The organism is Streptomyces coeruleorubidus (assembly GCF_008705135.1).
In the GTDB taxonomy this organism is placed as follows: Bacteria; Actinomycetota; Actinomycetes; order Streptomycetales; family Streptomycetaceae; genus Streptomyces; species Streptomyces coeruleofuscus.
The window spans coordinates 4,857,980-4,883,842 of the sequence record NZ_CP023694.1 but is presented as its reverse complement, the minus strand read 5'-3'; the positions used below and the strand labels follow the sequence as shown (position 1 = coordinate 4,883,842).

The 25,863-nt window shown below is 70.6% G+C and carries 22 protein-coding genes; 11 read left to right on the top strand and 11 right to left on the bottom strand.

Going from position 1 to position 25,863, the window contains the following annotated elements; translation table 11 throughout:
- The first annotated feature begins 36 nt into the window (after nucleotides 1–36).
- Both CP976_RS22575 and CP976_RS22570 read left to right on the top strand, forming a co-directional pair.
- Nucleotides 37–711 carry an HAD family hydrolase gene (locus CP976_RS22575; RefSeq protein WP_150482005.1) on the top strand — a complete coding sequence of 225 codons (675 nt, stop codon included), beginning with the start codon at nucleotides 37–39 and terminating at the stop codon, nucleotides 709–711.
- A gap of 160 nt (nucleotides 712–871) precedes the next feature.
- The gene (locus CP976_RS22570) at nucleotides 872–2,872 is read left to right on the top strand and encodes a YncE family protein (protein WP_150482004.1); all 2,001 of its coding nucleotides are present in this window, start codon (nucleotides 872–874) and stop codon (nucleotides 2,870–2,872) included.
- On the opposite strand, the gene CP976_RS22565 is transcribed toward CP976_RS22570, so the two are convergent.
- Both CP976_RS22565 and CP976_RS22560 read right to left on the bottom strand, forming a co-directional pair.
- On the bottom strand, nucleotides 2,862–3,056 hold the full coding sequence (locus CP976_RS22565) for a DUF397 domain-containing protein (protein WP_150482003.1): 195 nt from the start codon (nucleotides 3,054–3,056) through the stop codon (nucleotides 2,862–2,864). The two genes, CP976_RS22570 and CP976_RS22565, sit on opposite strands and share 11 nt — an antisense overlap.
- A complete protein-coding gene (locus CP976_RS22560; protein WP_150482002.1) occupies nucleotides 3,016–3,864 on the bottom strand; it encodes a helix-turn-helix domain-containing protein in 849 nt (282 codons plus the stop codon). The genes CP976_RS22565 and CP976_RS22560 overlap by 41 nt, the downstream gene beginning before the upstream one ends.
- Nucleotides 3,865–3,950: 86 nt before the next feature.
- Between CP976_RS22560 and CP976_RS22555 the strand changes: the two genes are divergently transcribed.
- A complete protein-coding gene (locus CP976_RS22555; RefSeq protein ID WP_150482001.1) occupies nucleotides 3,951–4,328 on the top strand; it encodes an ATP-binding protein in 378 nt (125 codons plus the stop codon).
- 238 nt (nucleotides 4,329–4,566) lie between these two features.
- Here the strand turns inward: CP976_RS22555 and CP976_RS22545 are convergent, their stop codons facing one another.
- The 5 genes from CP976_RS22545 to CP976_RS22525 form a co-directional block, all read right to left on the bottom strand.
- Nucleotides 4,567–5,052 (bottom strand): hypothetical protein, encoded by a 486-nt coding sequence (locus CP976_RS22545; RefSeq protein WP_150481999.1) that lies wholly within the window; start codon nucleotides 5,050–5,052, stop codon nucleotides 4,567–4,569.
- A gap of 104 nt (nucleotides 5,053–5,156) precedes the next feature.
- Nucleotides 5,157–6,566, bottom strand: coding sequence for an extracellular solute-binding protein (locus tag CP976_RS22540; RefSeq protein ID WP_150481998.1), 1,410 nt, complete (start codon nucleotides 6,564–6,566; stop codon nucleotides 5,157–5,159).
- On the bottom strand, nucleotides 6,566–9,070 hold the full coding sequence (locus CP976_RS22535) for a caspase family protein (protein WP_150481997.1): 2,505 nt from the start codon (nucleotides 9,068–9,070) through the stop codon (nucleotides 6,566–6,568). Before CP976_RS22535 ends, CP976_RS22540 begins: the two co-directional genes overlap by 1 nt.
- 4 nt (nucleotides 9,071–9,074) lie before the next feature.
- Nucleotides 9,075–9,365, bottom strand: coding sequence for an effector-associated constant component EACC1 (locus tag CP976_RS22530; RefSeq protein ID WP_229875437.1), 291 nt, complete (start codon nucleotides 9,363–9,365; stop codon nucleotides 9,075–9,077).
- 170 nt (nucleotides 9,366–9,535) lie between these two features.
- On the bottom strand, nucleotides 9,536–10,597 hold the full coding sequence (locus tag CP976_RS22525) for a serine/threonine-protein kinase (RefSeq protein ID WP_150481995.1): 1,062 nt from the start codon (nucleotides 10,595–10,597) through the stop codon (nucleotides 9,536–9,538).
- Between the two features lie 249 nt (nucleotides 10,598–10,846).
- Between CP976_RS22525 and CP976_RS22520 the strand changes: the two genes are divergently transcribed.
- Both CP976_RS22520 and CP976_RS22515 read left to right on the top strand, forming a co-directional pair.
- Complete coding sequence (locus CP976_RS22520) at nucleotides 10,847–11,287, top strand: hypothetical protein (protein WP_150481994.1); 441 nt, start codon at nucleotides 10,847–10,849, stop codon at nucleotides 11,285–11,287.
- Nucleotides 11,288–11,388: 101 nt separating this feature from the next.
- Entirely contained in the window at nucleotides 11,389–12,360 is a 972-nt protein-coding gene (locus CP976_RS22515) for a hypothetical protein (protein ID WP_150481993.1), read from the top strand.
- Here the strand turns inward: CP976_RS22515 and CP976_RS22510 are convergent.
- Nucleotides 12,257–13,603, bottom strand: coding sequence for an aminotransferase-like domain-containing protein (locus CP976_RS22510; RefSeq protein WP_150481992.1), 1,347 nt, complete (start codon nucleotides 13,601–13,603; stop codon nucleotides 12,257–12,259). The two genes, CP976_RS22515 and CP976_RS22510, sit on opposite strands and share 104 nt — an antisense overlap.
- 79 nt (nucleotides 13,604–13,682) lie before the next feature.
- Between CP976_RS22510 and CP976_RS22505 the strand changes: the two genes are divergently transcribed.
- Nucleotides 13,683–14,522, top strand: coding sequence for an alpha/beta fold hydrolase (locus tag CP976_RS22505; RefSeq protein WP_150481991.1), 840 nt, complete (start codon nucleotides 13,683–13,685; stop codon nucleotides 14,520–14,522).
- A 110-nt stretch (nucleotides 14,523–14,632) separates the two neighbouring features.
- A complete protein-coding gene (locus tag CP976_RS22500) occupies nucleotides 14,633–15,631 on the top strand; it encodes an endonuclease/exonuclease/phosphatase family protein (RefSeq protein ID WP_150481990.1) in 999 nt (332 codons plus the stop codon).
- Nucleotides 15,632–15,677: 46 nt separating this feature from the next.
- Here CP976_RS22500 and CP976_RS22495 read toward each other — a convergent pair whose 3' ends face one another.
- Entirely contained in the window at nucleotides 15,678–17,756 is a 2,079-nt protein-coding gene (locus CP976_RS22495; protein WP_150481989.1) for a PhoX family protein, read from the bottom strand.
- A gap of 280 nt (nucleotides 17,757–18,036) precedes the next feature.
- On the opposite strand from CP976_RS22495, the gene CP976_RS22490 reads away from it, so the two are divergent.
- The 4 genes from CP976_RS22490 (at nucleotide 18,037) to CP976_RS22475 (ending at nucleotide 22,396) form a co-directional block, all read left to right on the top strand.
- On the top strand, nucleotides 18,037–19,749 hold the full coding sequence (locus tag CP976_RS22490; RefSeq protein ID WP_150481988.1) for a VWA domain-containing protein: 1,713 nt from the start codon (nucleotides 18,037–18,039) through the stop codon (nucleotides 19,747–19,749).
- A 110-nt stretch (nucleotides 19,750–19,859) separates the two neighbouring features.
- Nucleotides 19,860–21,476 (top strand): methionine--tRNA ligase, encoded by a 1,617-nt coding sequence (metG, locus tag CP976_RS22485; protein WP_150481987.1) that lies wholly within the window; start codon nucleotides 19,860–19,862, stop codon nucleotides 21,474–21,476.
- Between the two features lie 135 nt (nucleotides 21,477–21,611).
- Nucleotides 21,612–21,977, top strand: a complete 366-nt coding sequence (locus CP976_RS22480; RefSeq protein WP_086605805.1) for a PH domain-containing protein — start codon at nucleotides 21,612–21,614, stop codon at nucleotides 21,975–21,977.
- 59 nt (nucleotides 21,978–22,036) lie between these two features.
- Nucleotides 22,037–22,396, top strand: coding sequence for an RpnC/YadD family protein (locus CP976_RS22475; RefSeq protein WP_229875444.1), 360 nt, complete (start codon nucleotides 22,037–22,039; stop codon nucleotides 22,394–22,396).
- Between the two features lie 74 nt (nucleotides 22,397–22,470).
- On the opposite strand, the gene CP976_RS22470 is transcribed toward CP976_RS22475, so the two are convergent.
- Together CP976_RS22470 and aspS are read right to left on the bottom strand one after the other, a co-directional pair.
- Nucleotides 22,471–23,814 carry an MFS transporter gene (locus tag CP976_RS22470; protein ID WP_150481986.1) on the bottom strand — a complete coding sequence of 448 codons (1,344 nt, stop codon included), beginning with the start codon at nucleotides 23,812–23,814 and terminating at the stop codon, nucleotides 22,471–22,473.
- Nucleotides 23,815–24,024: 210 nt separating this feature from the next.
- On the bottom strand, nucleotides 24,025–25,788 hold the full coding sequence (gene aspS / locus CP976_RS22465) for an aspartate--tRNA ligase (protein ID WP_150481985.1): 1,764 nt from the start codon (nucleotides 25,786–25,788) through the stop codon (nucleotides 24,025–24,027).
- Nucleotides 25,789–25,863: the final 75 nt, after the last annotated feature.

Below are 25,863 nucleotides of genomic sequence, written 5' to 3'. Positions count from 1 at the left end.
CGATCCACGCATCCTCCCGAGCGAAAGGACATCCGCATGCGCCCGCTCCCCACCAGCACCGAGGCCGTGGTCTTCGACTGCGACGGCCTGCTGGTCGACACCGAAGCCTGCTGGACCGTCGCGGAATCGGCCATCTTCGCGGCACACGGGCACCCCTTCGGCCCTGAACAGAAGGCGCTGGTCATCGGCCGTACCGTGGAGGCCGCCGGCGAGGCCATGGCGCAGTACCTCGGGCGCCCCGGCGCCGGCGCCGAACTCGCCGCCGAACTCCTCGAAAGGGTCCGCCAAGAGCTGTCCCGAGGCGCCGCGGCGCTCCCCGGGGCGGTGGAACTGGTGCGTGCCTGCCGGGCGGCCGTACCCGTCGCCGTAGCCAGCAACAGCCCCCGGGAGCTGCTGGACGCGGCCCTGCGATCGGCCGGCCTCGCCGACTGCTTCACCTACTCCTTCGCCGCCGACGAAGTGCGCTCCCCCAAGCCCGCACCCGAGCTCTACCTCACGGCATGCGAAGCACTCGGCACGACTCCCCAACACTCCGTCGCCTTCGAGGACTCGGCCACGGGCATCGCCTCAGCACGTGCCGCCGGGCTCTACGTCGCGGTGGTGCCGTCTCTTCCCGGAGCCGACCTCGACCACGACTGGCGGGGGGCCAGCCTGCTCGAACCCGAATTGTTGGCGTGGGCCGGAGAACTGCGAGACGGCACGGCCCGCTGAACCACTCCCACCCACGCACACGAGCAGTCCCCGACGGCCAACTGCCCGTGTACACCGGCGTCTTGATTTCCGGTTCCCGGGTGTCAGTGGAGTGCTCTAGCCTGCGCAGGCTGATCACCTCTTCCTGCTGATCACTTTCGTTCCGGGGGGTTCGAAAACCGTGCACAGACGCACTCTCTCGGCCGCGACGACGCTCGCGGTCCTCTTCAGCTCGGTCGCACTGGTCGCGACCGGCGCAGGGTCGGCGGTGGCCGACTCCAGTACGACCCTGCCCCTGAAGTCGACCGGCGACATCGTCGTCGACGGGCTCCACCAGCGGGTCTTCATCAGCGATCCGACGGCCGGCCGGGTTGTCGTCACCGATTACGCGGGCACGGTCGTCGCCACCGTCGGTTCGCTGCCCGGCGTCCACGGCCTGGAGCTGTCGCCCGACTCGGGCACCCTGTACGCGGCCGTGCACGACGCGACCGCGATCGTCGCGATCGACACGGCCACGGCGACCGAGACCCGTCGCTGGTCCACGGGCCAGGGCGCCGGCCCGGCGTACGTCGCCCTGGCCGGCGGCAAGCTGTGGTTCAGCTACGGCGCTTCCGGCGACGGCAACATCGGCTCGCTCGACCCGAACGCCACCGACCCGGGCCTCACCCTGGGCCAGGACACCAGCCGCACCTTCTACGAGGCCCCGATCCTGGACGCCTCCCCGGGCGCCCCGGGCACGCTCGCCGCGGGCGCGCCGGGCCAGAGCCCGGTCGAACTCGCCGTGTACGACGTCTCGTCCGGTACGGCGACCCGTACCGCGTACGCACGCGACCCGGGCGACACGGGCGGCGGCAACCTCCAGGATCTCGCGGTCACGCCGGACGGCAAGGGCGTCGTCACGGCCAGCGGCGCCCCGTACTACCAGCCGGTCTACAAGCTCTCGGACCTGTCCGCGGACGGCAAGTACGTCACGAACACCTATCCGAACGCGGTGGACATCGCCCCGAACGGCGACGTCGCGGCGGGCACGTTCTCCTGGTACGACCCGGACGTCCATGTCTTCAAGCCGGGCACGTCGTTGCCGCTGAAGCAGTACGACTTCCCCAACACCGGCACCAGCAGCGGCTCCGACACCCTGGCCCCGGCGGGCCTGGCCTGGGCACCCGACGAGAGCAAGCTGTTCGCGATCTCCCAGAGCGACAACAACGTCTACTCGCTGCGGATCCTCGACGCCCCGGCGAAGACGTCGACCACCCTCACGGCGAACGCGCCTGCCACAGCCACGCGCGCCAAGTCCCTCACCCTCACCGGCACACTGTCATCCTCGGCGGCGTTCCCGGCGGGCACGAAGGTCTCCGTCACCCGCACCGACGACGAGTCGCCCTCCGTCAAGCCCCTCGGCACGGCGACGGTCGCCGCCGACGGCTCGTACTCCTTCACGGACACCCCGCCGGCTGGCGGCAAGGTGACGTACACGGTCAGGTACGCGGGCGACGCGGACCACGCGGGCGCCACGGCCTCCGCCTCGACGACCGTGGCCAAGACGGCGACCACGCTGACGCTGAGCAACGACGGCACGGTGTACGACTACGGCCGTGACGTCACCTTCACCGCGCATCTCGGCACGACGTACAAGAACCGCACGGTCGAGATCTGGGCCGACCCGTACGGCTCCGACAAGCCGAACGCGCTGGTGAAGAAAGGCAAGGTGAACTCGGCCGGCGACCTCTCGGCGACGATCCGCCTGACCCGTGACACGAAGGTCAGCGCGAAGTTCACGGGCGACACCCGGTACGCCCCGAAGACGGTCACCAACTCGGTCTACACCAGGGTCAAGGTCTCGACGTCCCTGAGCGGCTACTACAAGTCGGCGACCGCGTGGAACCAGAAGTACTTCTACTTCCGGAAGTCCAAGGACCCGGTCCACAACACGACGATGTCGATGTACCCGGGCCGCAAGTACCAGCTCCGGGTCCAGCGTTACTCCGACGGCGCGTGGCGCACCACGACCACGGAGTACTTCGCCCTCGACCGCTACGGCAAGGACGCGGCGACGCTCGACGGCACGCCGCCGGTCGGTCCGCGTTTCCGGATCCGCTCGTCCTACATCGACACGAAGTCGGGCGACAACGTCAACACGACGACGTACGGCGCGTGGAAGTACTTCGTCTTCACGCGGTGACGAAGGTCATGAAGGCGGCGTAGACCTCCGGAGAGACGGTGAGGATCCCGGCCTCGGGCTTCTTGGAGTCGCGAACGGCGACGCCGGGTCCGAGGTCGGCGACCTCGACGCACTCGCCGCCAGTGTTGCCGCTGTACGACGACTTACGCCACCGCGCGTTGGTCAGGTCCTTGCTGCTCCCCATAACGCTCCTCCATCACGCGGTTGATCAGTGCTGCCGAATCCTTTACGGAGAGGGCTGCGGCCTGCAAGTGAGCGTAACGGAGCGCAGCTTCCCTGACAGTGTCAGGGTTGGCCGTCATGTGGCCGGAGATGAGGTCTTCGGTGTAGATGATCTCCGGGTCGTCGTAGAAGCGCAGGCTTGTGAACGACCCGATCAGGCTGGCGTGTTCCCCCGCCTCATACGGAAGGACCTGGATCCGCACCCATCGGCGGTCGGCGAAGCTCAGCAGGTGAGCGAGTTGCCGACGCATGACCTCGTGCCCACCGATCGGCCGGTGCAGGGCGGCCTCGTCCAGGATCACCCAGGACATCGGCGGCTTCTCGCGAAACAGGATGCGCTGGCGCTCCATGCGTGCGGCGACCAGCTCGTCGAGCTTGTCCGGCATGCCTGTCGCAAGCACGGCACGGGCGTACTCCTCCGTCTGAAGAAGGCCGTAAATCATCTGTGCCTGGTACGTCGAGATGTACTCGGCCCGCGCTTCCAACTCCGCGAACTGTTGGAACCAAGTCGGCAACTGACTCCGCAGAACCAGCCCCACCAACCGCGAGAAACACCCGTCCGTCATCAGCGCCGCATCCGCCCGCTCCGCGAACTCCCTGGTCGGAACCTTGTGCGCGGTTTCGATCTGGCCTACCAGCGAGCCCGTGCAGAAGATGCAATCCCCCAGTTCCTTCTGGGACAGCCCCGCACTCTCCCGGTACCGGCGCAGTTCCGAGCCGAAGTAGTCCAACGGCGAGGCGGTGGGGTCGAGTCGGCGGATGTTGGGCATGAAGCGGTCACCCCCAGGTCCGAACGCGGCGCGGCGTTCATTTCGGTCTGTAGCCGAGAGTAACCACACGACTTCACGCTGGTGGCATGAATCACGCAACTGCCGCCCGGCATCTGCGCCGCATCCTCCGGGCCTACCTCACCGCCTGGGAGATGGCCGAACTGTGCGACCCGGCCTGTCTCGCGCTCACCGAGCTGGTCGCCAACGTCGTACGCCACACGCCCGACCGGCGCGCCGCGGTACTGATGACGCGGCGGCCGGACGGGCGTGGGGTGCGTGTGGAGGTCACGGACACGTGCCCGCGGCCGCCGCTGTCCACAGCTGTGGACGAACTCGCCGAGGACGGACGCGGCGTACTCATCGTCGACACCGTCACGGACCGGTGGGGGTGGACTCCACTGCCCGGCCGGCCCGGCAAGACCGTCTGGTTCGAGTGCGACGTGAGCAAGGAATTCGGGGGGTGAATTCAGCGAGCGAATTCCCGAATTCACCCCCCAAGAAAATTCAGCTACTGTGAATTCTCGCGGGCGCGAATGTAACGCCAGCCGAAGTAACAAACCCCGACCGCTCCACCGGCGGCGCCAACCGCACAGGCCGCCGTCGCCCACGCCGCCATGTCCTGCGTGATCCACAACAGGCTCACCACGACCAGCGCCATGGAGAACAGCAGGCGTTCTCCATGGCCCGGGCCACGGCGGCCGGTCAGTCCCCGGTAGCCGTGCACTTGTACGTCACGCCCTTCATCTTGATGTCGCGGTACCCCACCTTCACGGTCGGGTTGGCGGGCGCGACATCGGTGCCGCCCCCACCACCGCCGCTCTTCTTACGGCAGTAGTAGCCCAGCGCATCGAGCTTCTCGATGTCGCTCATCGCCTGGTACTTCTTGTAGGAGGCGATCATGGCGGCCCGCTTCTGTGCAGGCGTGGCCTCCTTCGCCTTGGTGTACGCGTAGCAGCCGATGCTGGCGCCGATCCCCACCCATGAAGCGCCCTTGGCCAGTGCCTTGGTGAGGCCGGCCGCGCCGCTGCCGATCCCCAGGACCGCGCAGATCTCGTCCGCTCCGGCGCGGAGTTCCGGCTGGGCCGGAGCCGCCTGTGCCGCCTGCGCCCCGGCGCCGCACAGCGCGCCCGTCATGGCGAAGGTGACGGCAGCAGAAATTCCCTTGCTTCGTATGCTCACGAAGTCCATCCCCGTTTTCGCTTTTTCGAATTGCATGGTCAGTGCGAAAAAGACGCTACCCACCGGGACACACGTAAGCAATGGAGGAAATGTGAACATCACCGGGAGGATATTCAACCGGGCAAAATCTTCCTCAATGCCTCGTCAAGGCTTTTCGCTATCTCCGCGACGCCCGGCCGACTTCCGCCCGGCCCTCGTGGCGGGCCGTACAGGGCGTCGAGTTCGGTGGTGAGGGTGTGGGTCACCGCTCCGTACAGGGGCGTGCGGGGGCGTTCCACCGCCGCGCCCAGGGCCGGGCGCAGGATGTGGCGGAAGTAGCTGGTGCCGTCGGCCAGGTCGGGCGGCATACGGCCCGTGCTCTCGCCGGTCGGGGACGCCGTGGGCCCTTCGGCGTACGCGCGGGCGTGCCGGCAGTCGGGGGCGGTGTCGGCCTCCTCGTAGGCCGAGGTGCGGGTCGCGGCGAAACCGGCCCGCAGCAGGCAGCGTTCGCTGTCCGGGTCGGTGAGGAACGCGATCAGTTCGGCCGCCTTCGCGGCCCGCCGCTCGGACGTGGACGAGGTGACGGCCAGGCTCTGGCCGCCGAGCACCGCCTTGCCGGGCAGCCGGGCCACACCGAGGTCCTCCCCGAAGGTCTCGTGCAGGGTCGGGTAGACGTACGGCCAGTGCCGCAGGAAGGTGGTGCGGCCCTCGGCGAAGGCGCTGAGCGATTCGGCCTCGCGGGACTCGGCGGACCCCTCCAGGAGGTACGGCGACTGCGTGCGCTCCCACAGTTCGGTCATCCCCGTCGTCAACTGCTCCTCGGTGGCGACATAGTTGCCCTCGCCGTCGGTCAGCCGGAAGTTCGGTACGGCGGAGGCGAACGCCTCGATCGCGTTGACGGTGCGGCCCTCGTAGGCGGCGAGCTGGGTGGTCCAGATCGCCTCGTAGTCGTCGATCCCGGCGTCGTCGAGGGGGCCGCGCAGTTCCCGCAGTCCGTCCCAGCTCACGTCGTCGCCGCCGAGGTCGGTCCGGGACGCGCTCGCCTTCACCAGGTGGTCCTTGCGGTAGTACAGCAGGCCCACGTCGCTGTTGAAGGGGACCGCGTACCGCTTGCCGTCCCAGTACGACGTCCTGTCCACGGACTTGATGAGGTCCTCGGGTTCCTCGACCGCCGCGTCGTCCAGCGGGCGGATCCGGCCGGCCTCCGCGAACTCCGGGATCCAGGTCACGTCCAGGTTCACCACGTCGTACTCGGCGCTGCCGGACTGGAGGGCGCCGAGCAACTGGCTGCGCTGCTGGTCGGCGGAGCCGGGCAGCTCCACCAGGCGGGCCCGGTAGCCGTGTTCGCCCTCCTTGGCGTTCCAGGCGTCGATGAGCTGCTGGCGGATGCCGTTCTTGCCGGTGACGTCCTGGCCGCTGGCCACCACGATCCGGGGAGAGGAGTCGGCGTCCGCCGGCTGCTCCTGTGCGTCACCGCCGGTGCAAGCCGTGAACGTCAGCAGCGACAGCAGGGACAGCGAGGCGGCCGTCAGGCGTCGGGCCATCATTCCTCCCCCGTTCCGGTGCGGGCGACCTCGTCGCGCAGGGCGGGCACGAGGTCGTCCCCGGCGTCCAGGCAGCGGCCCCGGCCGGCCTCCGCGATCAGCGTGCCGGGACGGTCCCGGTCACAGGCCCCGTTCTTCAGGGTCACCATGGCCACGGGCACGCCGGCGGACCGGGCCCGGTCGAGCACCCGCTCGAGTCCGTCGCCGGACAGGCGGCTGTCGTCCTCGCCGTCGGTGAGGTACACGATCAGCTGCGGCCGCTCGTCCCCGGCGCCGCGTTCCCGCATGAACTCCAGGGCGTCCAGCAGGGCGGCGGACGGATCGGCTTCCGCGTTCCGCACCCGGGCGGCGCCCAGGGCGCGCTCGACGTCCCCGCGGGCGTGCGTGCCGAAGGACAGGAGGTCGGTGTGCGTGCGGCCCTTGAGACCGTGCACCGCCCACGCCCCGAACTCGTCCTCCCCGCCGAGCCCGGTCAGGGTCTGCTCGATGATGCCGGGGCCGCCGCTGGGGCCGTCCCACAGACCGGCCATCGAGCCGGAGCTGTCGAGGAGGAACAGGACCCGGCCGGGGCCGTGCGCGTTGCCGTAGCTCTCCAGCGCGTCGTCCATCTCCTTCGGTTCGGCGGAATCCGCCGGCCGGACCTCGTCGATCAGCCCGTCGCGGACCGACTTCGGGTCGAGCAGGCGTCGCTCGCCCTGTGCGGACCTGAAGCCGTGCTCGCCGAGCACCTTCCGGCCTTCGTCGCCGGTCAGCCAGGAGCGCAGGCGGTCCGTCTCGGTGGTCCGCGCGTCGTCGTCCCGCGTGGCGTCGTCCCAGCGCACCCGCACGAACGTGGGTTCCAGGCCGGAGACGTCGTCCGGGTAGACGGCGGTGCGCGGGGCGCGCGTGGCCGGGTGGCAGCCGACGCCGCTCCTGAGCAGGAACTCCGGGACCAGGGCCGCGCTGCGGTCGTCCACGGCGTGGGTGTCGGCCAGCGTGCACAGCAGCCTGACGGCCGAGGGCTCGGGCCGGCCGGACTGCGTGATGTCCAGCTCCGCGCCGCGCGGGTCGGCTCGGCCGCCGTACAGGCCGACGGTCGCCAGCAGCGCCGCGTCGGCGAACGCCGGGTCGGGGCGGTGCACTTGGGCCTCGCCGGGCGCCTGTTCGAGATCACTGATCAGGCGCGACAGTGTCCGCCCGGTGGGCTCGACGGCGTCGTCCAGGCCCTTGGGGACGGCCAGGACGACCGGTGAGTACGCGAACGGCTCGTCGTCCGCCGTCAGATCGGCGAAGACGCGGTCCTCCTGGGACGCGGTGACCCGGCGGACGTCCGCGCGGGTGGCGGGGATCCACACGTCCGGCTGGGGGCCGATGTCCCGCTGCGGGTTGTCGTCGTCGCGCGGCTGCTGCCAGGCGTCGGTCCGCTTGCCCAGCGCGGTCACCACGCCTGCGGCACCGGAGCTGTAGACGGTGACGCCGCTGCGCCGGCAGCCGTCGTCCGTGGTGTTGGCGTCCGAGGCGACGTAAGCGTCCGCGAGCGCCTTCATCGCCGGTTCCAGATCGGGGTCGGTGAGGAGACGCAGCTCCAGTGCCGGGGCGCAGTCGCCGGAGTCGCCGGCCAGGACCAGGAAGCCGTAGCCGCCGGCTCCGGTGGCGATCAGCGCCAGCACGGCCACCAGGCCGGTGCGGCCGAGCCGGCGGACGGCCTTGCCGGCGCGGGCGAGCGTGCGTTGGAGCCAGGAGGGCTTCGGCAGCGGCGGTGGCGCGGCCGGGCCCGCCGCAAGCAGGACGTCGTCCGAGTCCCAGGGGGGAGCCAGCGCCTGCGGCCGCTGCGAGTCGTTGGCCTCCGCCTTGTACTTCGCCTCGGCCATCCGCTGCTTCACCGTGGCATACAACTGGGAGAGCCACACCTCCCCGCCCCCGTCGAGGACGCGCACCACCTCGCGGGTGAACGGCGTCGCCATGTCGGCGTCCCCGCCCAGGATGCAGCGGTTGGGCTGCACGCTCATCAGCAGCAGGACCTTGTGCTTCTTCCGATCGGGATCGTCCAGGCGGTGCCAGATTCCCGCGGCGTTGCCCGCGTAGCAGCAGTCGAGGATCACCACCACCTGCTCGGCGTTGCTCTCGGCGAGCTCGCCGAGCACCAGGCTGAAAGTGACCGAGCCGGGCAGCCCGTTGCCCGTGAGCACCCGCGCGGTGCGCATCTGGAGATGCAGCTCGTCGCCGGCGGTGGAGGTGACGGCGTGCCCGGCGAAGTAGAGCAGCAGCAGTCCCCTGGCCTCATCGCAGGCACGGCGCAGCGCCCCCGTGAAGTCGTCCGGGGTCGGTGAGGGCAGTGTCTTCACCTCGCCCGCGCCGAAGACACTGCCCCGGTGCAGCGCGTCGTCGAGCAGCATCCGGTTGTGCCGCACGGCGGGGAGCTGGCCGTTGACGCCCTGTGGATGATCCGGTGCCGTGTGGTCGTACTCGGACACACCGACCAGCAGCGCCCGGTTCACCCTGCCGCGCGGGTCGAAGCGGACCACCGCCCTACTCCCTGCCGGGGTCCAGCGGGCGGATCTGTGGATCGGGATCGCCGCGCTGGAGCCTTCGGCGGTTGTTGGTCCAGGTCTTCACCGCGCGTGCGGTGTACTCGGTCAGTGCCGCGAGCGTGACGACGTCACCGAGCACTCTCAGAACGAGTTCGAGGTCGGGCCCCATCCGCCCGTCGGGCCCGTCCGTGCCGGCCTGCTCCTCGATGGTCAGGTGGCGTTCGGAGACGAGTTCCTCCAGCGGCTCTTCCCGCTCCAGCCACGTCTTCAGGGCTCTGACATCGTCCACGGTCGCGTCGGCTCCCAGCCGCACGCGTACGCCTAAGACAGCCACTCGGTCCCCCTCTGTCATGTCCGACATCATGACACCGGGTCAGGCCTCGGCGGCAGACCTGTGACGAGACCTGTGCAAGCGATTGCACGCCCCCTTCACGCCAGGCACACACGGCGCACGCGTGGTCAGGGCTGGGTCTGCAACTGCCTCAACTGCCGCTGCACATGATCGAGCGCCCCCTCGCGCCGCCCGGGGACCCGTCCCCGCAACTCGGCGAGGGCAGCGCCCAGTTCGCGGGCGCGCGTGGTGTCGCGGACCTGGCCCCACTGGTGGTGGGCCCGGTCCACGGCGGCCTCGACGGCGGGCGCGTCCGGCGCCTGCCCGGCGTTCAGGCGGACGGTGGCCACCGTCAGCCAGGTGTGGCAGCTGCGGCCCGCGTCCCCGGCGAACATCGCCAGGTCGGCCCGGACCTCGGCCCAGTGCAGGGCCTCCTCGGAGGCGGGCCCGTGCGCGGCGACGGCGGCCTGCTCGTGCCGGGCGGCGAGCGCGTCGGCGTCCAGGTGGCGGCCGGACTGGACGGCGGCGGTGATGGCGGCGTGCGGATCACCGGCCGAGGGGCCCGGCGTGCTCAGCACGATGTCCGTGCCCGCGCTCTCCGGCGCGATCCGGGACAGCGCCTGCTGGTGCAACTGCTCCAGCGGCGGCCGGAAGCCACTGCGCAGGATCGTCGCGACGGCCTTCATGTACGCCGGTGCCGCGACCGCGCGTCTGGACGGCGGGGGCGCGATGCGGCCGTAGACGGCGTTGCCGCGGCCCGCGTCCAGCGGGGTGCCGCGCAGCAGCTCCCAGGTCTCGGCATCCGCGTGCAGGTCGAGCATGAGGGTCGTCGCGCCGGCGGGCCTCAGCCGCAGTTCGTCCCGGAACCAGTGCCAGGGGAAGGCCGTGTAGCGGGCGGTGGACGCGGTGGTGCGGGCCAGCGCCAGGTGGGGCAGGCGCTGGCGGCGGTCGAGCTGGAGCTGGCCGGTGACGTACACGGTGAGCGGGCCGGGGGCCGCCGCGGCGGCGCGCAGCCGGGTGAGGACGGCCTGCGGCTCCAGCGGGTCGGCGAGTTCGACGACGTTCGCGGTGTCCGTACCGGCCAGCACGCCGGGCGGTACGGCGGCCAGGACGGGGAGTACGGACGCGGCGTCCACCAGGCGCCCCTTGCCCACCGGCGAGGCCGCCAGCAGCAGCACGGTTCCGGGCATCTCGTCCCTCCCCCTGTCGATCACGTACGGCAGCACCGTAACCGCTGCGGCTGCAAAGGTGGGCCACAGGACCGCAAACGTCCGCCTTCGGGTGCTTCGCCCCCCTCCCCGGGGACGGTCCGACGGCGCACGGCGAAGACGGTGGTGCCACCGGCCGGGCGCCCGCCGCAGCGCCGCGCCGTGCCGTCCCGACTTGCCGGGGGGTCCCCGCCGGTGTGCCCTGGTAGGCAGGGAGAGAGGAGAGCTCTCATGGCTCATGCGGCACCCGCCTCACGCAAGGTGACCACGCGACGCCGTACACCCGATGTCTTCAGCCCGCGCACCCACGCGATGGCGAAGGTCGCGGTACCCGTCGTCCTCGGGCTCGTCTACGGCTACTGGGCCGCGGCCAACCGGCGCGACGCCGGGCCCATCACGGGCTGGAACCTGCTGTTCGGCTTCCTCACCGCGCTCGTGTTCGCCGTGCTGTACGCCGCCGTGCGGGAGGTCGCCCCGCGGCTGCGGCGCGAACTCCACGCGCTGCTCTGGTTCGCCTTCACCGGCTGCGCGATCGGCTTCCTCTACAGCCAGACCGGCGAGTCCGTGCTGCGGTCCACCGGGCTGGGGCTGGTGGTCGGCGCGGGCGTCCTCGTGACGCTGTTCTACCGCTACTACACACACGAGGACGCCTCCGGCCGACGCCTCGACTGACGACGTACCAGTGGGGCAGTGCGACCCGTTCGGCTCGGCATGTGGGCCCGAATGCAGTCACGCCGGTCGCGGGCCGGGCCCCTGACGCCTTGCCTGGAAGGGTGTCCGAGCACGACCGGGCGCCCCTACCCGACCAGGCGCCCCTCCGACCACCGCGGAACGCCCTGTCGGCCGTTCTGCTGGCCCTCGCGTGCCTGCTCGCTCCGTTCGGGACGCTCGCCTCCTGGGCGGCGCACGGGCTGGCCGACACCGGCCGCTACGTCCGGGCGATGGCGCCGCTCGCCTCCGACCCGGACGTTCAGCGCGCGGTCGCGGATGCCGTCGGCGACAGCATCATGCGGGAGGGCGGGCACGAGCTCGGCACCAGCCTGCCGCGCGGCACGGTCGGGCCCTTCGTGCACGACGCGGTGCGCTCGTTCACCCGGACCCAGGCGTTCCGCACGGGGTGGGACGCAGCGAACCACGCCGTCCACGACGCGGTCCTGCGAGCGGTGCGCGACGACGGCACGCGCGCGGCCGCCGTCACCGTCGACGTCGCGCCGGTCGTCGCCCGGGTCAAACGCCGCCTCACCGACGACCACGTGCCGTTCGCCCACCGCATCCCGGTGCTGCACGCCCGGGTCCCGGTGCTCCCGGCCGACGACCTGGACCGACTGCGCAAGGGGTACCACGTGCTGGACACCGCCGCCTTCTGGCTGCCGCTCACCGCCGCCGTGTGCGCCGTGGCCGGGATCGCCCTCGCCGCGTCCCGCCGCCACGCGGTCACCGCGCTCGGCCTCGGCACGGCGCTGGGCGGCGGGCTGCTCGTCCTGGCCGTCGCGATCGGCCGCCGCCTCACCCTCGCCGACCTGCCCGACACGCTCCACCGCCCGGCCGCCGGCGCGGTCTACGACGCCCTGACGGCCACCCTGCTGACGGTGTCCTGGCTGCTGTTCGCCTGCGGCCTGACGGTGGCGCTCGGCTCGTGGCTCACAGGCCGGTACGGTCCCCGGCTCGCCTCGCGGCGACGTGCGCGAGCGTCCGCAGCGCCCGGCGCAGATCCGGCTCCGGAGCCGAGGCGAGCCCGAGCCTGACGGCGTCGGGCGTGTGGCCGGGGGCGACGGCGAAGGCGGGGCCCGGCGTGACGGCGATGCCGTGCGCGGCGGCGGCCCCCGTGAAGGTGTCCGCGCGCCACGGGGCGGGCAGCTCCCACCAGGCGAAGTAGGCGCGCGAATCGGACCGTACGGCGAAGCCCGCGAGCTCCTCGGCGAGGATCTTCTGCCTGCGCGCCGCGTCCGCCCGCTTGGCCGCCACCAGCCGGGCCACGGTCCCCTCCCCGGCCCACCGCACGGCCGCCTCCAGGGCGAACCGCCCGGCACTCCACCCGCCCGACCGCACGGCACCGGCCACGGCCCCGACCCGATGCGGCGGCACGACGAGGAAACCGACGGTGAGCCCCGGCGCGACCCGCTTGGAAAGACCGTCGACGACATGGGTGAGGGCGGGGGCGTGAGCGGCGAGCGGATCGCCCGGCTCGTGCAGGAAGGACCAGATGCGGTCCTCCACCACGGGCAGGTTCAGGTCGTGTACCAGCCGGGCGAGTTGGAGTAAGCGGGCGCGGCTCGTCGTCAGGGACGTCGGGTTGTGCAGCGTCGGCTGCACGTACAGGGCGGACAGCGGCGCCGTCCGGTGCGCGGCGGCGACGGCCTCCGGGAGCAGCCCGGCCGCGTCACCGGCCAACGGCACCAGGGTGATGCCCAGCCGCGCCGCGATCTCCTTGACCAGCGGATACGTCAGCTGCTCCACACCGACCCGGCCGCCCGGCCGGACCAGGGAGGCCAGCACGGCGGCGATGGCCTGCCGTGCGTTGCCGGTGAACAGCAGCCGGTCCGGGGCGGGGCGCCAGCCGGGGGTGGCGAGGAGCGTGGCCGCGGCCTCCCGGGCGGACTCGGTACCGGTGGCGGCGGCCGGCAGCAGCGCCTCGGCCAGCACGTCGGGACGCAGCAGCGGCGCGAGGACGGGGGCGAGGAGCTCCGGCTGGCCCGGCGCGCTGGGGTAGTTGAGCTCCAGGTTGACGGGGGCGTCGGCCGGTCCGGGCTCGGCGAGCGCCCGCCCCGCCGGCCCGTCCGGGGCGGCCCGTACGTAGGTGCCGCGCCCGACCTCGCCGACGACCAGCCCGCGCCGTACGAGTTCGCCGTACACCCGCCCGGCCGTCGACGAGGCGATCCCCCGGCGCCGGGCGAACGCCCGCTGCGGCGGCAGCCGTTGACCGGGCTTCAGCCGCCCGCTGGCGATGTCGTCGGCGATCCTGTCGGCGATACGGCGGTAGTCACCCATCGATCGGTCTCCCCCTTGGATTGCACCGAGAGCAAAGATCTTATTGCACTGAGTGATGGGAGCTGCCTAGGGTCGTCCCATGGCACCCTTCCTCGCATACGAGGACAAAGGCCCCGTAACCTCCCGGCAGTCCCTTGTCCCCCTGGTCCTCGTCCACGGCCACCCATTCGACCGCACCATGTGGGCCCCGCAGCTCGGCACGTTCTCCACGGCCCGCCGCGTCATCGCCCCCGACCTGCGCGGCTACGGCGCCTCCCCGACAACCCCGGCCCTCGCGGACTTCTCGCAGTTCGCCCGGGACATCGAGGCCCTGCTCGACGAACTGAGGGTGGACTCCTTCGTCCTCGCCGGTCTGTCCATGGGCGGCCAGATCGCGATGGACTGCTACCGACTGTTCCCCGGCCGCGTCCGCGGCCTGGTCCTCGCGGACACCTTCCCGGCGGCCGAGACCCCGGAGGGCGTCCGCACCCGCGACGCCATGGCGGACCGCCTCCTGCGGGAGGGCATGCGCGGCTACGCCGACGAGGTCCTGGAGCGGATGGTCGCCCCGTACGCCCCCGCCGAGGTCAAGGCACACGTCCACCGCATGATGACGGCCACCTCCCCCGAGGGCGCCGCCGCGGCCCTGCGCGCCCGTGCCCGGCGCCCCGACTACGCCGCCCTGCTGACCCGCGTGACCGTCCCGGCCCTGGTCGTCGTGGGAGCCGACGACACCTACACCCCCGTCTCCGACGCCCGGGCCATGCACGCGGCCCTCCCGGATTCGGCCCTGCACGTGATCGACGGCACGGCCCACATGCCGAACCTCGAACGCCCCGAGGAGTTCGACAAGGCACTCGGGGAATTCCTGGCCCGCGTCGACGCACGGCCCGGGGACGTCGGCCGACGGCAACCTTCCACCGCCCCACCCCGTCTTTGAGGGAGGATTCGGGCACCCCACCCTCGAACCCTGAGGGAGGATTCGGGCACCCCACCCCTCGAACTTCGAGGGAGGATTCGGGCACCCACCCGCGAACGGAAGGCCGGGCCTTGGACACCGCCGCTGCCGAGTGGACCGCCACCGACGGGCCGGACCACCGTCCGCCCGGACGGCGGCCCGGCGCCTGGTGCGCCGCCCTGCTGTTCGCCGCGGTCAGCGTGGTCGTCGGCTTCCGGACCGCCGACAGCGACGGCATCACGCCCGTCCCGCAGGTCCTCGCCTTCCTCCCCTGGCTGCTCGCCCCCACCGGCCTGGCGCTGCTGCTCGCCCTGCTGTCCCGGTGGTGGCTCGGGACGGCCTGGGGCGTGGTCCTGCTCGGCCTGCTGGCCTGGTTCATCGAGCCGTACGGCAAGGTCGGCGACCCCGTCGGCCGCCCGGTCGCCGAACTGCGCGTACTGACCTCGAACGTCGAGTTCGGGCAGGGCACCGGGCCCCTGGTCGCCGCCGTCCGCCGCGAGAAACCGGACATCGTCTTCGCACAGGAATGCGAATACGAGTGTGACGCGCGGCTGAAGGACGATCTCTCCCAGGACTACCCGCACCGCCGGGCCGTCGAGGGCGGCGGCTCCGAGGGCTCCGTCATCCTCAGCCGCTTCCCGCTGCGGCCCACCGACGGCGTCTCCGGCACCATGGGCATGCCCGGGGCGATCGCCGACGTCGACGGGCATCCCGTACGACTCCAGCTCGCCCACCCCATGCCCCCGATCCCCGGCCAGGTGGACCTCTGGAACAGGGAACTCGACGCCCTGCGCGACGCCGCCACCGCCGACCGCGGCACCCCCCTGGTCCTGGCGGGCGACTTCAACGCCTCCCAGGACCACGCCGCCTTCCGCCGCATCCTCGACACCGGTTTGAGCGACGCCGCCCGCCTGGACGACGCCGACCGCACGGCCACCTGGCCGGCCCGGACCGCCCCGACGTTCGGCACGCAGATCGACCACGTCCTGGTGTCGAAGCACTTCGGGGCCGACCGCACGCGCATCCTGGACGTGGCCGACACGGACCACCGGGCGGTGGTGACGGATCTGACGCTGCACGAAGGCAGGTAGGGGGCGCCCCGTCGGGCGCCCCCTGCTTGCTGCTGTCGTGGCTCGGTCAGACGCCGATGTCGCAACCGTCCGCACGCCACACGGCAACGACCGCCGGCCGGACGTACTTCCCGGGCCCGTCGGGCCAGGTGCTGGCGGGCTTCTCCACCGACGCGCCGTCGATCTCACCGGGGTGCTGCACGGCGACCAGCACGCGCCGGTCCTGGACGATCGGACCGCAGGTCTCGGCACCCTTCGGCACGGTCAGGAACTGCTTCAGCTCACCACGCCGCTCACCCCGGGTCGCCACGCCGAACAGGCCGTCGTGCGAGCCGAGCTGGGCGCCGTCGGTGGAGATCCACAGGTTGCCGTAGGGGTCGAAGGCGACGTTGTCCGGGCATGAGATCGGGCTGACGCCCTCCTTCGGGAACCCGGCGAAGTAGGTCGCCGGGTCGTCCGGGTCACCGGCGACGAGGAACAGCGACCAGGCGAACCTGGTGCTCTCGGGCCGGTTCCAGCGCTCGGTGAGCTCCAGCACGTGCCCGTGCTTGTTGGCGTTGCGCGGATTGGCCTCGTCCGCCTTGGCGTTGGAGCCGACACCACGGTTGCTGTTGTTGGTCAGGGCGACGTACACCTTGCCGGTCACCGGGTTGGGCTCGATGTCCTCGGGCCGGTCCATCTTCGTCGCGCCCACCTTGTCACCGGCGAGACGCGTGAAGACGAAGACCTCCTCGGCGCTCATCCCGTCCACGTGCGAGACGGCACCGTCGGCGGTGGCGGTGGCCAGCGGAATCCACTCGCCGCTCCCGTCGAACTCGCCGTCGTTCGGCAGCTTGCCCGTGCCGTCGATCTCGATGGCGGGGGAGTCACCGGTGAGCTTGGCGACGTACAGCGTCCCCTCGTCGAGCAGGGACATGTTGTGCTCGCGGACCGCGCGGCCGTGGCCGCGCTTCATCCGCTTGCTGCCGACGAACTTGTAGAAGTAGTCGAACCGCTCGTCGTCACCGGTGTAGACGACGGGACGGCCGTCCGCCGTGAGCCGGACGGTCGCGCCCTCGTGCTTGAAGCGGCCGAGAGCGGTGTGCTTGCGGGGCGTGGAGGTCGGGTCGTACGGGTCGAGCTCCACGACGTACCCGAAGCGGTGCACCTCGTTCGGCTCCTGAGCGACATCGAACCGCTTGTCGAAACGCTCCCACTTGCGCTCGCTGGCCCCGGTCCCGATGCCGTACCGCTTGTCGCTCGCCCGGCTGCTGTTGGCGAAGTACTGGTTGAAGTTCTCCTCGCCGTGCAGGGTCGTCCCCCAGGGCGTGGTGCCACCGGCGCAGTTGTTGAGGGTGCCCAGAACCTTCGTACCGGTCGGGTCGGCGGAGGTCTTCACCAGGTCCGACCCGGCGGCGGGGCCGGTGAGCCGGAACTCGGTGGTGACGGTGACACGGCGGTTGAGCTGGTGCCGGGGAACGGGGGTGAGCTTCCCGGTCTTCCGGTCCCCCTCCACGACGACGGCGGACAGCCCGTGCGCGGCCCAGGCGATCTCGGCCTGCTCACGGGTGGGGTTGGCGGCGTCGTACCCCCGGAACATGAGCACCTCATCGGTGTACTCATGGTTGGCGACGAGCAGCTGCCTGTTCCGCTCCCCGGGCAGCGGGAGCAGGGCGAGGAAATCGCAGTTGTACCCGAACTGCCCGGCCTGCGCCTTGGCGGTCTGCTTCTCCGGGTCGAAGGCGGGCGCACCGCGCAGGATGGGCTCGCCCCAGCGGATGACGACGTTCTGCCGGTACCCCTCCGGCACGGTCACGGCGTCGGTGGTGTTGGGCGCGACGGGCGCGAAGCGCAGCCCGCGCGCGCCCTTGTGTTTGCGCCGAGCGGCCTCGGCGGCGGCGTCGGCCGGGACGGCGCCGGCCTGCGGAGCCTGCGCGACACCCACGGCCCCCGCGCCCGCGGCGGCCACGGTCACCACGGCCGCGGCCCGCATCATCGACCGGCGGCTGAGCGCACCGGCGATCACATCACCGACGTACTCGTTGGAGCTGGTGTTGGGCACCTCGTGGAAGCAGGCGTCACCACACCGGAAACGACAGGTCATGGCGGACCGACCGCCAGGGTGCGAACCGGACGGCGTTCCGATCAACGGCAGCAGCTTTCGCACTTTGCTCTCTCCTTGGATGCCCATGGTGTCAGCGTGACCGTAGGGGCACATATGTGCGGCAGCCGGGCGCCAGGGTGAACAGCGAGTGAACCTGCGGAAGCCTTACGGCAGTTACGGCGATTCAGCACGGCGACACCTTCGCAGGCCGGATGTCCCTCTTGACAGCCGGTACCCCGCACCCCTGACCCTGCCCAAGATCACCCAGGAGGGCCGCTAACCTTACGTGTCCGTCCTGGCCAGGGATTGACGGGCTTCAACTCACGCGAAGGGTTGCGCGCACATGGGCATTCTCACTCTCTTGCGGAACGCGTTCGGACGGTCACGCAAATCACGGACCGCCGAGGCGGAGGGTGCGGCGCAGACCACCCCGACGGCGGAGACCCCCTCCCAGGACTCACCGACGCCGCAGCCCCCCACGCCCGCCGCGACGGAACCGAAGGTCCCGTCCCCCTCCCCGGAACCGACCCCCGGCCCGACGGCCGACGTCCCGGAGCCCCGCGGCGAACACGACCTCGTGTCGATGATCTTCGACAATGTGACGGTGCCCAGGCCTGCGCGGTCGGCGGAGGAGGAGCCGGAGCCGAAGACCGCGGAGAAGCCCGGGGGTGAGGAGCGGGCGGTCGCCGCGGAGCCGGCGGTTGAGGAGGAGCCGGCGGTCGACGGGAAGCCGGCGGCTGAGGAGGAACAGACGGTCGCCGAGAAGCCGGCCGTTGAAGAGGAACCGACGGTCGCCGAGAAGCCGGCCGTTGAAGAGGAACCGACGGTCGCCGAGAAGCCGGCCGTTGAAGAGGAACGGGCGGCCGTCGAGGAGCCGGCGGCGGAGAAGCCGCAGGTTGTGGAGGAGCCGACGGCCGCGGAGAAGCCGGCGGCGGTGGCACCGGAGGCAGAGGCTGCCGCTGAGCCGGAGGCCGAGCCCAAGCCGACGATGGAGGAGCCGACGGAGGCGACTGCGGCTGAGAAGCCGACGCCGACGGACCCGGCGGAGGAGGCGACCGTCGCCGAGGCCCAGGAGCCCGAGGAGCCCGAGTCGTCCTCCGCAGACAAGCCGACGCCCGAAGCGGCGGACGCGCCCGCAGCCGCCGACGGCGACTCCGCCCCCCAGGGGCCACCCGCACCCGACGACGAAGGCAGCACGGGTGGTGCGGGTGGGAACGACACGGCCGAAGCCGAAGGCGAGGCCGAACCCCAGGCGACGGCCAAGGCCGTGGACACTCCCGCACCCGCCGACGCAAGCAGCAAGGGCGCCGCGGCCGGGAACAACGACACGGCCGAAGGCGAAGGCGACACGGCCGATGCCGAAGCCGAAGGCGAGGCCGAGCCGGCCCCCACCCCCGCCGTCCCCCTCACCCGCGTCAAGACCCGCGCCCCCAGCCTCACCACCGCCTACAAGGCCGCCACCACCACCCTCAAGCAGCACGACCTCACCGGCACCCGGGCCAAGGTCTACCTCGTCCTCGACCGCTCCGCCTCCATGCGCCCGTACTACAAGGACGGCTCGGCCCAGGCCCTCGCCGAACAAACCCTCGCCCTCGCCGCCCACCTCGACCCCGAGGCCACCGTCCAGGTCTTCTTCTTCTCCACCGAACTCGACGGCACCGGCGAGATCACCCTCACCGACCACGAGAACAAGATCGACGACCTGCACGCCGGCCTCGGCCGCATGGGCCGCACCAGCTACCACGCAGCCGTCGAAGCGGTCCTCGCCCACCACGGCAAGGAAGCGACCCCCGACACCCCGGCCCTGGTGATCTTCCAGACGGACGGCGCCCCCGACGCCAAGACCCCCGCCACGAAGTCCCTCACCGACGCGGCAAAGTCCCACCCCACCGTCTTCTTCTCCTTCGTCGCCTTCGGCGACCCGGAGAACAAGGCCTTCGACTACCTCCGCAAGCTCAAGACCCCCAACACGTCCCACTTCCTCGCCGGCGAAACCCCCCGCGAGCTCACGGACAAGGAGCTCTACGAGGGCGTACTGGCGAACTGGCGCCCCTAGCACCCGCCCGCACAACCCCCCGGGGGGTGGACGTGGACAGAGCCCCTGTCCACGTCCACCCCCCGAAACGCATGTGAGTCGATCTTCAGCGGACCAGTAGGATTTCGCCCATGGCGGCCACTGGATCCGAGAAGCAGGGGGCGAAGGCGTACTACGTCTCGACCCCCATCTACTACGTCAACGACGCTCCTCACCTGGGCCACGCCTATACGACCGTCGCAGGCGACGTGCTCACCCGCTGGCACCGCCAGCGCGGCGAGAAGGTGTGGTACCTCACCGGCACGGACGAGCACGGTCAGAAGATCATGCGCACGGCCGAAGCCAACGGGGTCACTCCCCAGGCGTGGGCCGACAAGCTCGTCACCGAAGCGTGGAAGCCTCTCTGGGAGCACCTGGAGATCGCGAACGACGACTTCATCCGCACCACGCAGAAGCGGCACACGGACCGCGTCCAGGAGTTCGTCCAGGACCTGTACGACAAGGGCGAGATCTACAAGGGCGGCTACGAGGGCCCGTACTGCGTCGGCTGCGAGGAGTACAAGCTCCCTGGCGAGCTCCTCGACGGCGAGGGTGAGTACGCGGGCCAGAAGCTCTGCCCGATCCACAAGAAGCCGGTCGAGATCCTCAGCGAGGAGAACTACTTCTTCAAGCTGAGCGAGTACGGCGAGAAGCTCCTCGCCCACTACGAGGCCAACCCCGGCTTCATCCAGCCCGAGTCCGCGCGCAACGAGGTCGTGAACTTCGTACGGCAGGGCCTCCAGGACCTCTCCATCTCGCGCTCGACGTTCGACTGGGGCGTCCCGGTCCCGTGGGACGACAAGCACGTGATCTACGTGTGGGTCGACGCCCTGCTGAACTACGCCACGGCGGTCGGCTACAACGAGAACCAGGCCAAGTTCGAGGAGACCTTCCCGGCCGACGTCCACCTGGTCGGCAAGGACATCCTCCGCTTCCACGCGGTGATCTGGCCCGCGATGCTGATGGCACAAGGGCTCCCCCTGCCCGGCAAGATCGCGGCCAACGGCTGGCTGATGGTCGGCGGCGAGAAGATGTCGAAGTCGAACCTGACCGGCATCAAGCCGCAGGACCTCACCTCGCACTTCGGCGTGGACGCGTACCGCTGGTACTTCCTGCGCGCGATCGCCTTCGGCCAGGACGGCTCCTTCTCCTGGGAGGACTTCTCGGCCCGCTACACCAGCGAGCTGGCGAACGACTACGGCAACCTGGCGTCCCGCGTCGCGGCGATGGTCGGCAAGTACTTCGGCGGCACGCTGCCGGAGGCCACGGCGGCCGGTGAGGCGGAGAAGGCGATCCACGAGGGCCTGGCGAAGGCGGTCAGGGAGGCGGACCGCCGGATCGGCGAGGACCTGGACTTCCAGGGCGGCATCCTGGCGATCTTCGACTTCGTCAAGCAGGTCAACGGCTACATCACGGAGCAGGAGCCGTGGAAGGTCGCCAAGGACACTTCCGACGAGGGCAAGGCACGCCTGGCGACGATCCTCTACACGGCCGCGGAGTCCCTCCGCGCGGTGGCGGTCCTCCTCAACCCGGTCATGCCGGAGACCTCCCAGAAGCTCTGGGACTCGCTCGGTGCGGGCGCCTCCCTCGGCGCCCTCGCGGACCAGAGGATCGGCGAGGCCGGCGAGTGGGGCCGGCTCCCCGTCGGCACGACGGTCACCAAGGGCGCGGTCCTCTTCCCGCGCCTGGAGGAGAAGCCGACGGCGTAACGGACCGCGTAACGGCGTAACACGCTCGCTACAGCACGGGGCCCGGGAGAACGAGAACCTTCTCCCGGGCCCCGTGCTTTGCGAAGATCGCGTGAGAGCGGCCACCCGGCCGCCGCCACACACCCGGGGGCTCCCATGGCACTGTTCGGCAACGCACACACCGTCGATCCGGCATCGGCCCAGCAGGACTACGCCCGCCTCCTCGGCCACGGCGAACAGGTCCACGCCGCGTACCTCCTCATCCGCGACACCATCCTCTTCACCGACCGCCGCCTGATCCTGATCGACAAGCAGGGCATCACCGGCAAGAAGGTGGAGTACCACTCCGTCCCCTACCGCAGCATCACCCACTTCGCGGTGGAAACGGCCGGCACCTTCGACCTCGACGCCGAACTGAAGATCTGGATCTCCGGCACCCCGACCCCCATCGAGAAGACCTTCACCAAGGGCGTCGACATCTACGAGGTCCAGGCGATCCTGACCCAGTTCGTGGCCAGGTAATAGCACCCATGAAGTGAACGTTTTTGCCGCTCTCGCAAGAGTGAACGATGGCCCGCGGCATGCGGTCGTTCGACAAGGCAACAGCGAAGTACTGGTGCGAATGGCTTGAAGTCGGGCTGGAGGACACTCCGGTCCGGGAGACATGGAGAGAGCTGGAGAAGATGGTCGCCACATACTTTCCGGGCAGGGGAACCCTCTTCGAGGAGACGTACCTGGAGGGCAAAGCCGAGGGCAAGGCCGAAGGCAAAGCTGAAGCCAGAGCCGAGTCCATCCTCAGCGTGCTGGAGAAGCGCGGCATCCCCGTCCCCGAGGACACCCGCGACCGCATCACCTCCTGCACCGACCTCGACACCCTCACCCTCTGGTTCGACCGCTCCCTGACAGCCACCGCGGTGGATGACCTGTTCGCCGGGAACTGATCAAGCCCCGAAGGCCGGGACCCGCCCCCACACAAGGAGCGGGCCCCAGCCCGGAGTCGGCTCGGTCGGCGCGCTTACCTGACAGCCGCCTTCCCCGTCACCCCCGCACGATCCCCGGCCCCCGCCCGCGGCCCCTTGGTGGTGTGCCGTACGAACGCCACCCCGAGAACCGCCAGGATCGACGCCGCCGACAGCGTGTACAGGCCCCCGGTCGTACTCCCCGTCGTGTCCTTCAGGTAGCCGAACAGGGTGGGGGACACGAACCCGCCCAGGTTTCCGATGGAGTTGACCAGCGCCAGGCCCGGCGCGGCGATCTTCAGGTCGAGGCCGGACTGGGCCATCGGCCAGAACAGGGTGGCCGCGCACTTGCCGCCGACCGCGGCGAGCGTGAGGGCGGCGAGGCCGAACCAGGGCGATCCGAGGGTCGCGAGGAACGTGCCGATCGCGGACAGGACCAGGGCGATCGCCAGGTAGGGGCGACGGTCCGGGGCCCGGTCGGTGAAGTGGCTCATCGTGTACATCGCGATCACCGCGCAGATCCAGGGGATCGCCGACAGCAGCCCGATCTGGAAGGGGGACAGTCCGCCGATCTCCTCCACCAGGCTCGGCAGCCAGAACGTGATCGCGTACCCGGTCAGCGCCATCGCGAAGAAGACCGCGGTCAGGACGGCGACCTGGGGGTGGAAGATCAGCTTCATCCGCGACACCGACGGCGCCCGGTCACGGGCCTCCTTGTCGCGCTCCACCGCCTCGGTCAGCGCGTCCTTCTCCTCCTGCGTCAGCCACTTCGCGTCCTGGATCCGGGAGACGAGGAAGAACCCGGCGATGAAGCCGACCACGATGGAGAAGGCGCCCTCCAGGGCGAACATCCACCGCCAGCCCGCGATACCGCCCGCGCCGTGCAGCTCCAGCAGGGCACCGGTGATCGGGCCGGTGACGATGTACGCCGTGGCCGAGCCACCCAGGAAGATCGCACTGGCCCGGCCCCGGCTGGAGTCAGGCAGCCACTGGGTGAAGTAGAGGAGCACACCGGGGAAGAAGCCGGCCTCCGCGACACCGAGCAGGAAGCGCAGGCCGTAGAACATCCACACGTTGTGGATGAAGCACATCGCCACGATCACCGCACCCCAGGTGATCATGATCCGGGTCAGCCAGACCCGGGCCCCGAACCGCTCCAGGAGCATGTTGCTCGGCACCTCGAACAGGGCGTATCCGATGAAGAACAGGCCCGCACCGAGCCCGTAGGCCGTGGCGCTCACGCCGACATCGGCCCGCAGTTCGTTCTGGACGAAGCCGACGTTCGTCCGGTCCATCTGGTTGACCAGCAGCATCAGGACCAGGATCGGGAGCATGCGGCGCAGGAATTTGCCGACCGCACGCTGCTCGGCCTCGGGGATGGCTGTTACGGCGTCTGACATCGTCGTCTCCCTCGATGTGCACATACGTGAACAGCAGTCACGTACGCGTTGTCGAAGGGACAATATGGAGGCACAGGTTCCGGGTCAACGGATTGAGCAGAAGTACATGTATGTGAACGACAGCCAGGCGCCACGCGCCTGGATATGGAAGTGGCCCGGAACCGACACCGGTTCCGGGCCACCCCAGTCGCTTACGACTTCTCCGAAGGCCTACTTCGGCTGCGGCTTGCGCACCGACAGGTGCAGCTCCTTCAGCCGCGCCTCCTCCAGCTCCGTCGGCGCGCCCATCATCAGGTCCTGGGCGTTGCCGTTGAGCGGGAAGGCGATCGTCTCGCGGATGTTGGGCTCGTCGGCGAGCAGCATCACGATGCGGTCGACGCCCGGGGCGATGCCGCCGTGCGGCGGGGCGCCGAAGCGGAAGGCGCGCAGCATGCCGGCGAACTTCTCCTCGACCGTCTCGCGGTCGTACCCGGCGATCTCGAAGGCCTTGAGCATGATCTCCGGCTCGTGGTTCCGGATCGCGCCGGAGGACAGCTCGACGCCGTTGCAGACGATGTCGTACTGCCAGCCGAGGATGTCCAGCGGGTCCTGGGTCTCCAGGGCCTCCAGGCCGCCCTGCGGCATGGAGAAGGGGTTGTGCGAGAAGTCGATCGCGCCGGTCTCCTCGTCCTTCTCGTACATCGGGAAGTCGACGATCCAGCAGAACCGGAAGACGTTCTCCTCGAAGTGCCCGGCACGCTTGGCGGCTTCCACCCGCACCGCGCCCATGATCTTGGAGACCTCGTCGAACTCGCCCGCGCCGAAGAACACCGCGTGGCCGGCGGCCAGCGACAGGCGCTTGGTCAGCTCGGCGACGTTGTCCTCGGTGAGGAACTTCGCGATCGGGCCGGTGAGGGAGCCGTCCTCGGCGACGCGGACCCAGGCCAGGCCCTTGGCGCCCTGCGAGACGGCGTAGTCACCGAGCTGGTCGAAGAACTTGCGGGGCTGGCCCGAGACGTCCGGCACCGGCAGGGCGCGCACGTGCTTGCCGGCGAACGCCTTGAACTCCGAGCCCTCGAAGATGTCGGTGATGTCGACGAGTTCGAGCTGGGCGCGCAGGTCGGGCTTGTCGGAGCCGTACTTCAGCATCGCCTCGCGGAACGGGATCCGCGGGAACGGCGAGGTGACGTGGCGGCCGCCGCCGAACTCCTCGAAGAGCTCGGTCATCAGCTTCTCGACGGGCTGGAAGACGTCCTCCTGCTCGACGAAGCTCATCTCGACGTCGAGCTGGTAGAACTCGCCCGGCGAGCGGTCGGCGCGCGCGTCCTCGTCACGGAAGCAGGGCGCGATCTGGAAGTAGCGGTCGAACCCGGAGATCATCAGCAGCTGCTTGAACTGCTGGGGCGCCTGCGGGAGGGCGTAGAACTTGCCCGGGTGCAGGCGGGACGGGACGACGAAGTCGCGGGCGCCCTCGGGGGAGGTCGCGGAGAGGATCGGCGTCGCCATCTCGTTGAAGCCGAGGGCCGTCATCTTGTGGCGGATCGCCGAGATGACCGCCGTGCGCAGCATGATGTTGCGGTGCATGCGCTCGCGGCGCAGGTCGAGGAAGCGGTACTCCAGGCGCCGCTCCTCGTTGACCCCGTCCTCGGCGTTGATCGTGAAGGGCAGCGGGGCGGCCGCGCCGAGCAGTTCCACCTCGCCGACCTCGACCTCGACCTCACCGGTCGGCAGCTCGGGGTTGATGTTCTCGGCGCCCCGGGAGACGACCTTGCCGTCGACGCGGACGGTCGACTCCTTGGAGAGCTTGTCGAGGGCCTCGTAGGCGGGCGTGCCGGGACGGGCCACGAGCTGCGTGATGCCGTAGTGGTCGCGCAGATCGATGAAGAGGATGCCGCCCAGGTCGCGCCGATTGTGCAGCCAGCCACTCAGCCGGACGTCGGTACCGACGTCAGAGGAGCGGAGCTCGCCGCAGGTGTGGGACCTGTACCGATGCATCGTCGTTCATCCAGTCTTCGCTGATCGGGGTCTGTGTTTCACGTGAAACTGGTCCCCAGCGTACCGGCCAGGCGA

Bases quoted from the DNA above. Each gene is read 5' to 3' on its own strand.
- CP976_RS22575 (WP_150482005.1), top strand. From the start codon at position 37: ATGCGCCCGCTCCCCACCAGCACCGAGGCCGTGGTCTTCGACTGCGAC.
- CP976_RS22565 (WP_150482003.1), bottom strand. From the start codon at position 3,056: ATGGGGAGCAGCAAGGACCTGACCAACGCGCGGTGGCGTAAGTCGTCG.
- CP976_RS22560 (WP_150482002.1), bottom strand. From the start codon at position 3,864: ATGCCCAACATCCGCCGACTCGACCCCACCGCCTCGCCGTTGGACTAC.
- CP976_RS22555 (WP_150482001.1), top strand. From the start codon at position 3,951: ATGAATCACGCAACTGCCGCCCGGCATCTGCGCCGCATCCTCCGGGCC.
- CP976_RS22545 (WP_150481999.1), bottom strand. From the start codon at position 5,052: ATGGACTTCGTGAGCATACGAAGCAAGGGAATTTCTGCTGCCGTCACC.
- CP976_RS22540 (WP_150481998.1), bottom strand. From the start codon at position 6,566: ATGGCCCGACGCCTGACGGCCGCCTCGCTGTCCCTGCTGTCGCTGCTG.
- CP976_RS22525 (WP_150481995.1), bottom strand. From the start codon at position 10,597: ATGCCCGGAACCGTGCTGCTGCTGGCGGCCTCGCCGGTGGGCAAGGGG.
- CP976_RS22520 (WP_150481994.1), top strand. From the start codon at position 10,847: ATGGCTCATGCGGCACCCGCCTCACGCAAGGTGACCACGCGACGCCGT.
- CP976_RS22510 (WP_150481992.1), bottom strand. From the start codon at position 13,603: ATGGGTGACTACCGCCGTATCGCCGACAGGATCGCCGACGACATCGCC.
- CP976_RS22505 (WP_150481991.1), top strand. From the start codon at position 13,683: ATGGCACCCTTCCTCGCATACGAGGACAAAGGCCCCGTAACCTCCCGG.
- CP976_RS22490 (WP_150481988.1), top strand. From the start codon at position 18,037: ATGGGCATTCTCACTCTCTTGCGGAACGCGTTCGGACGGTCACGCAAA.
- metG (WP_150481987.1), top strand. From the start codon at position 19,860: ATGGCGGCCACTGGATCCGAGAAGCAGGGGGCGAAGGCGTACTACGTC.
- CP976_RS22480 (WP_086605805.1), top strand. From the start codon at position 21,612: ATGGCACTGTTCGGCAACGCACACACCGTCGATCCGGCATCGGCCCAG.
- CP976_RS22475 (WP_229875444.1), top strand. From the start codon at position 22,037: ATGCGGTCGTTCGACAAGGCAACAGCGAAGTACTGGTGCGAATGGCTT.
- CP976_RS22470 (WP_150481986.1), bottom strand. From the start codon at position 23,814: ATGTCAGACGCCGTAACAGCCATCCCCGAGGCCGAGCAGCGTGCGGTC.
- aspS (WP_150481985.1), bottom strand. From the start codon at position 25,788: ATGCATCGGTACAGGTCCCACACCTGCGGCGAGCTCCGCTCCTCTGAC.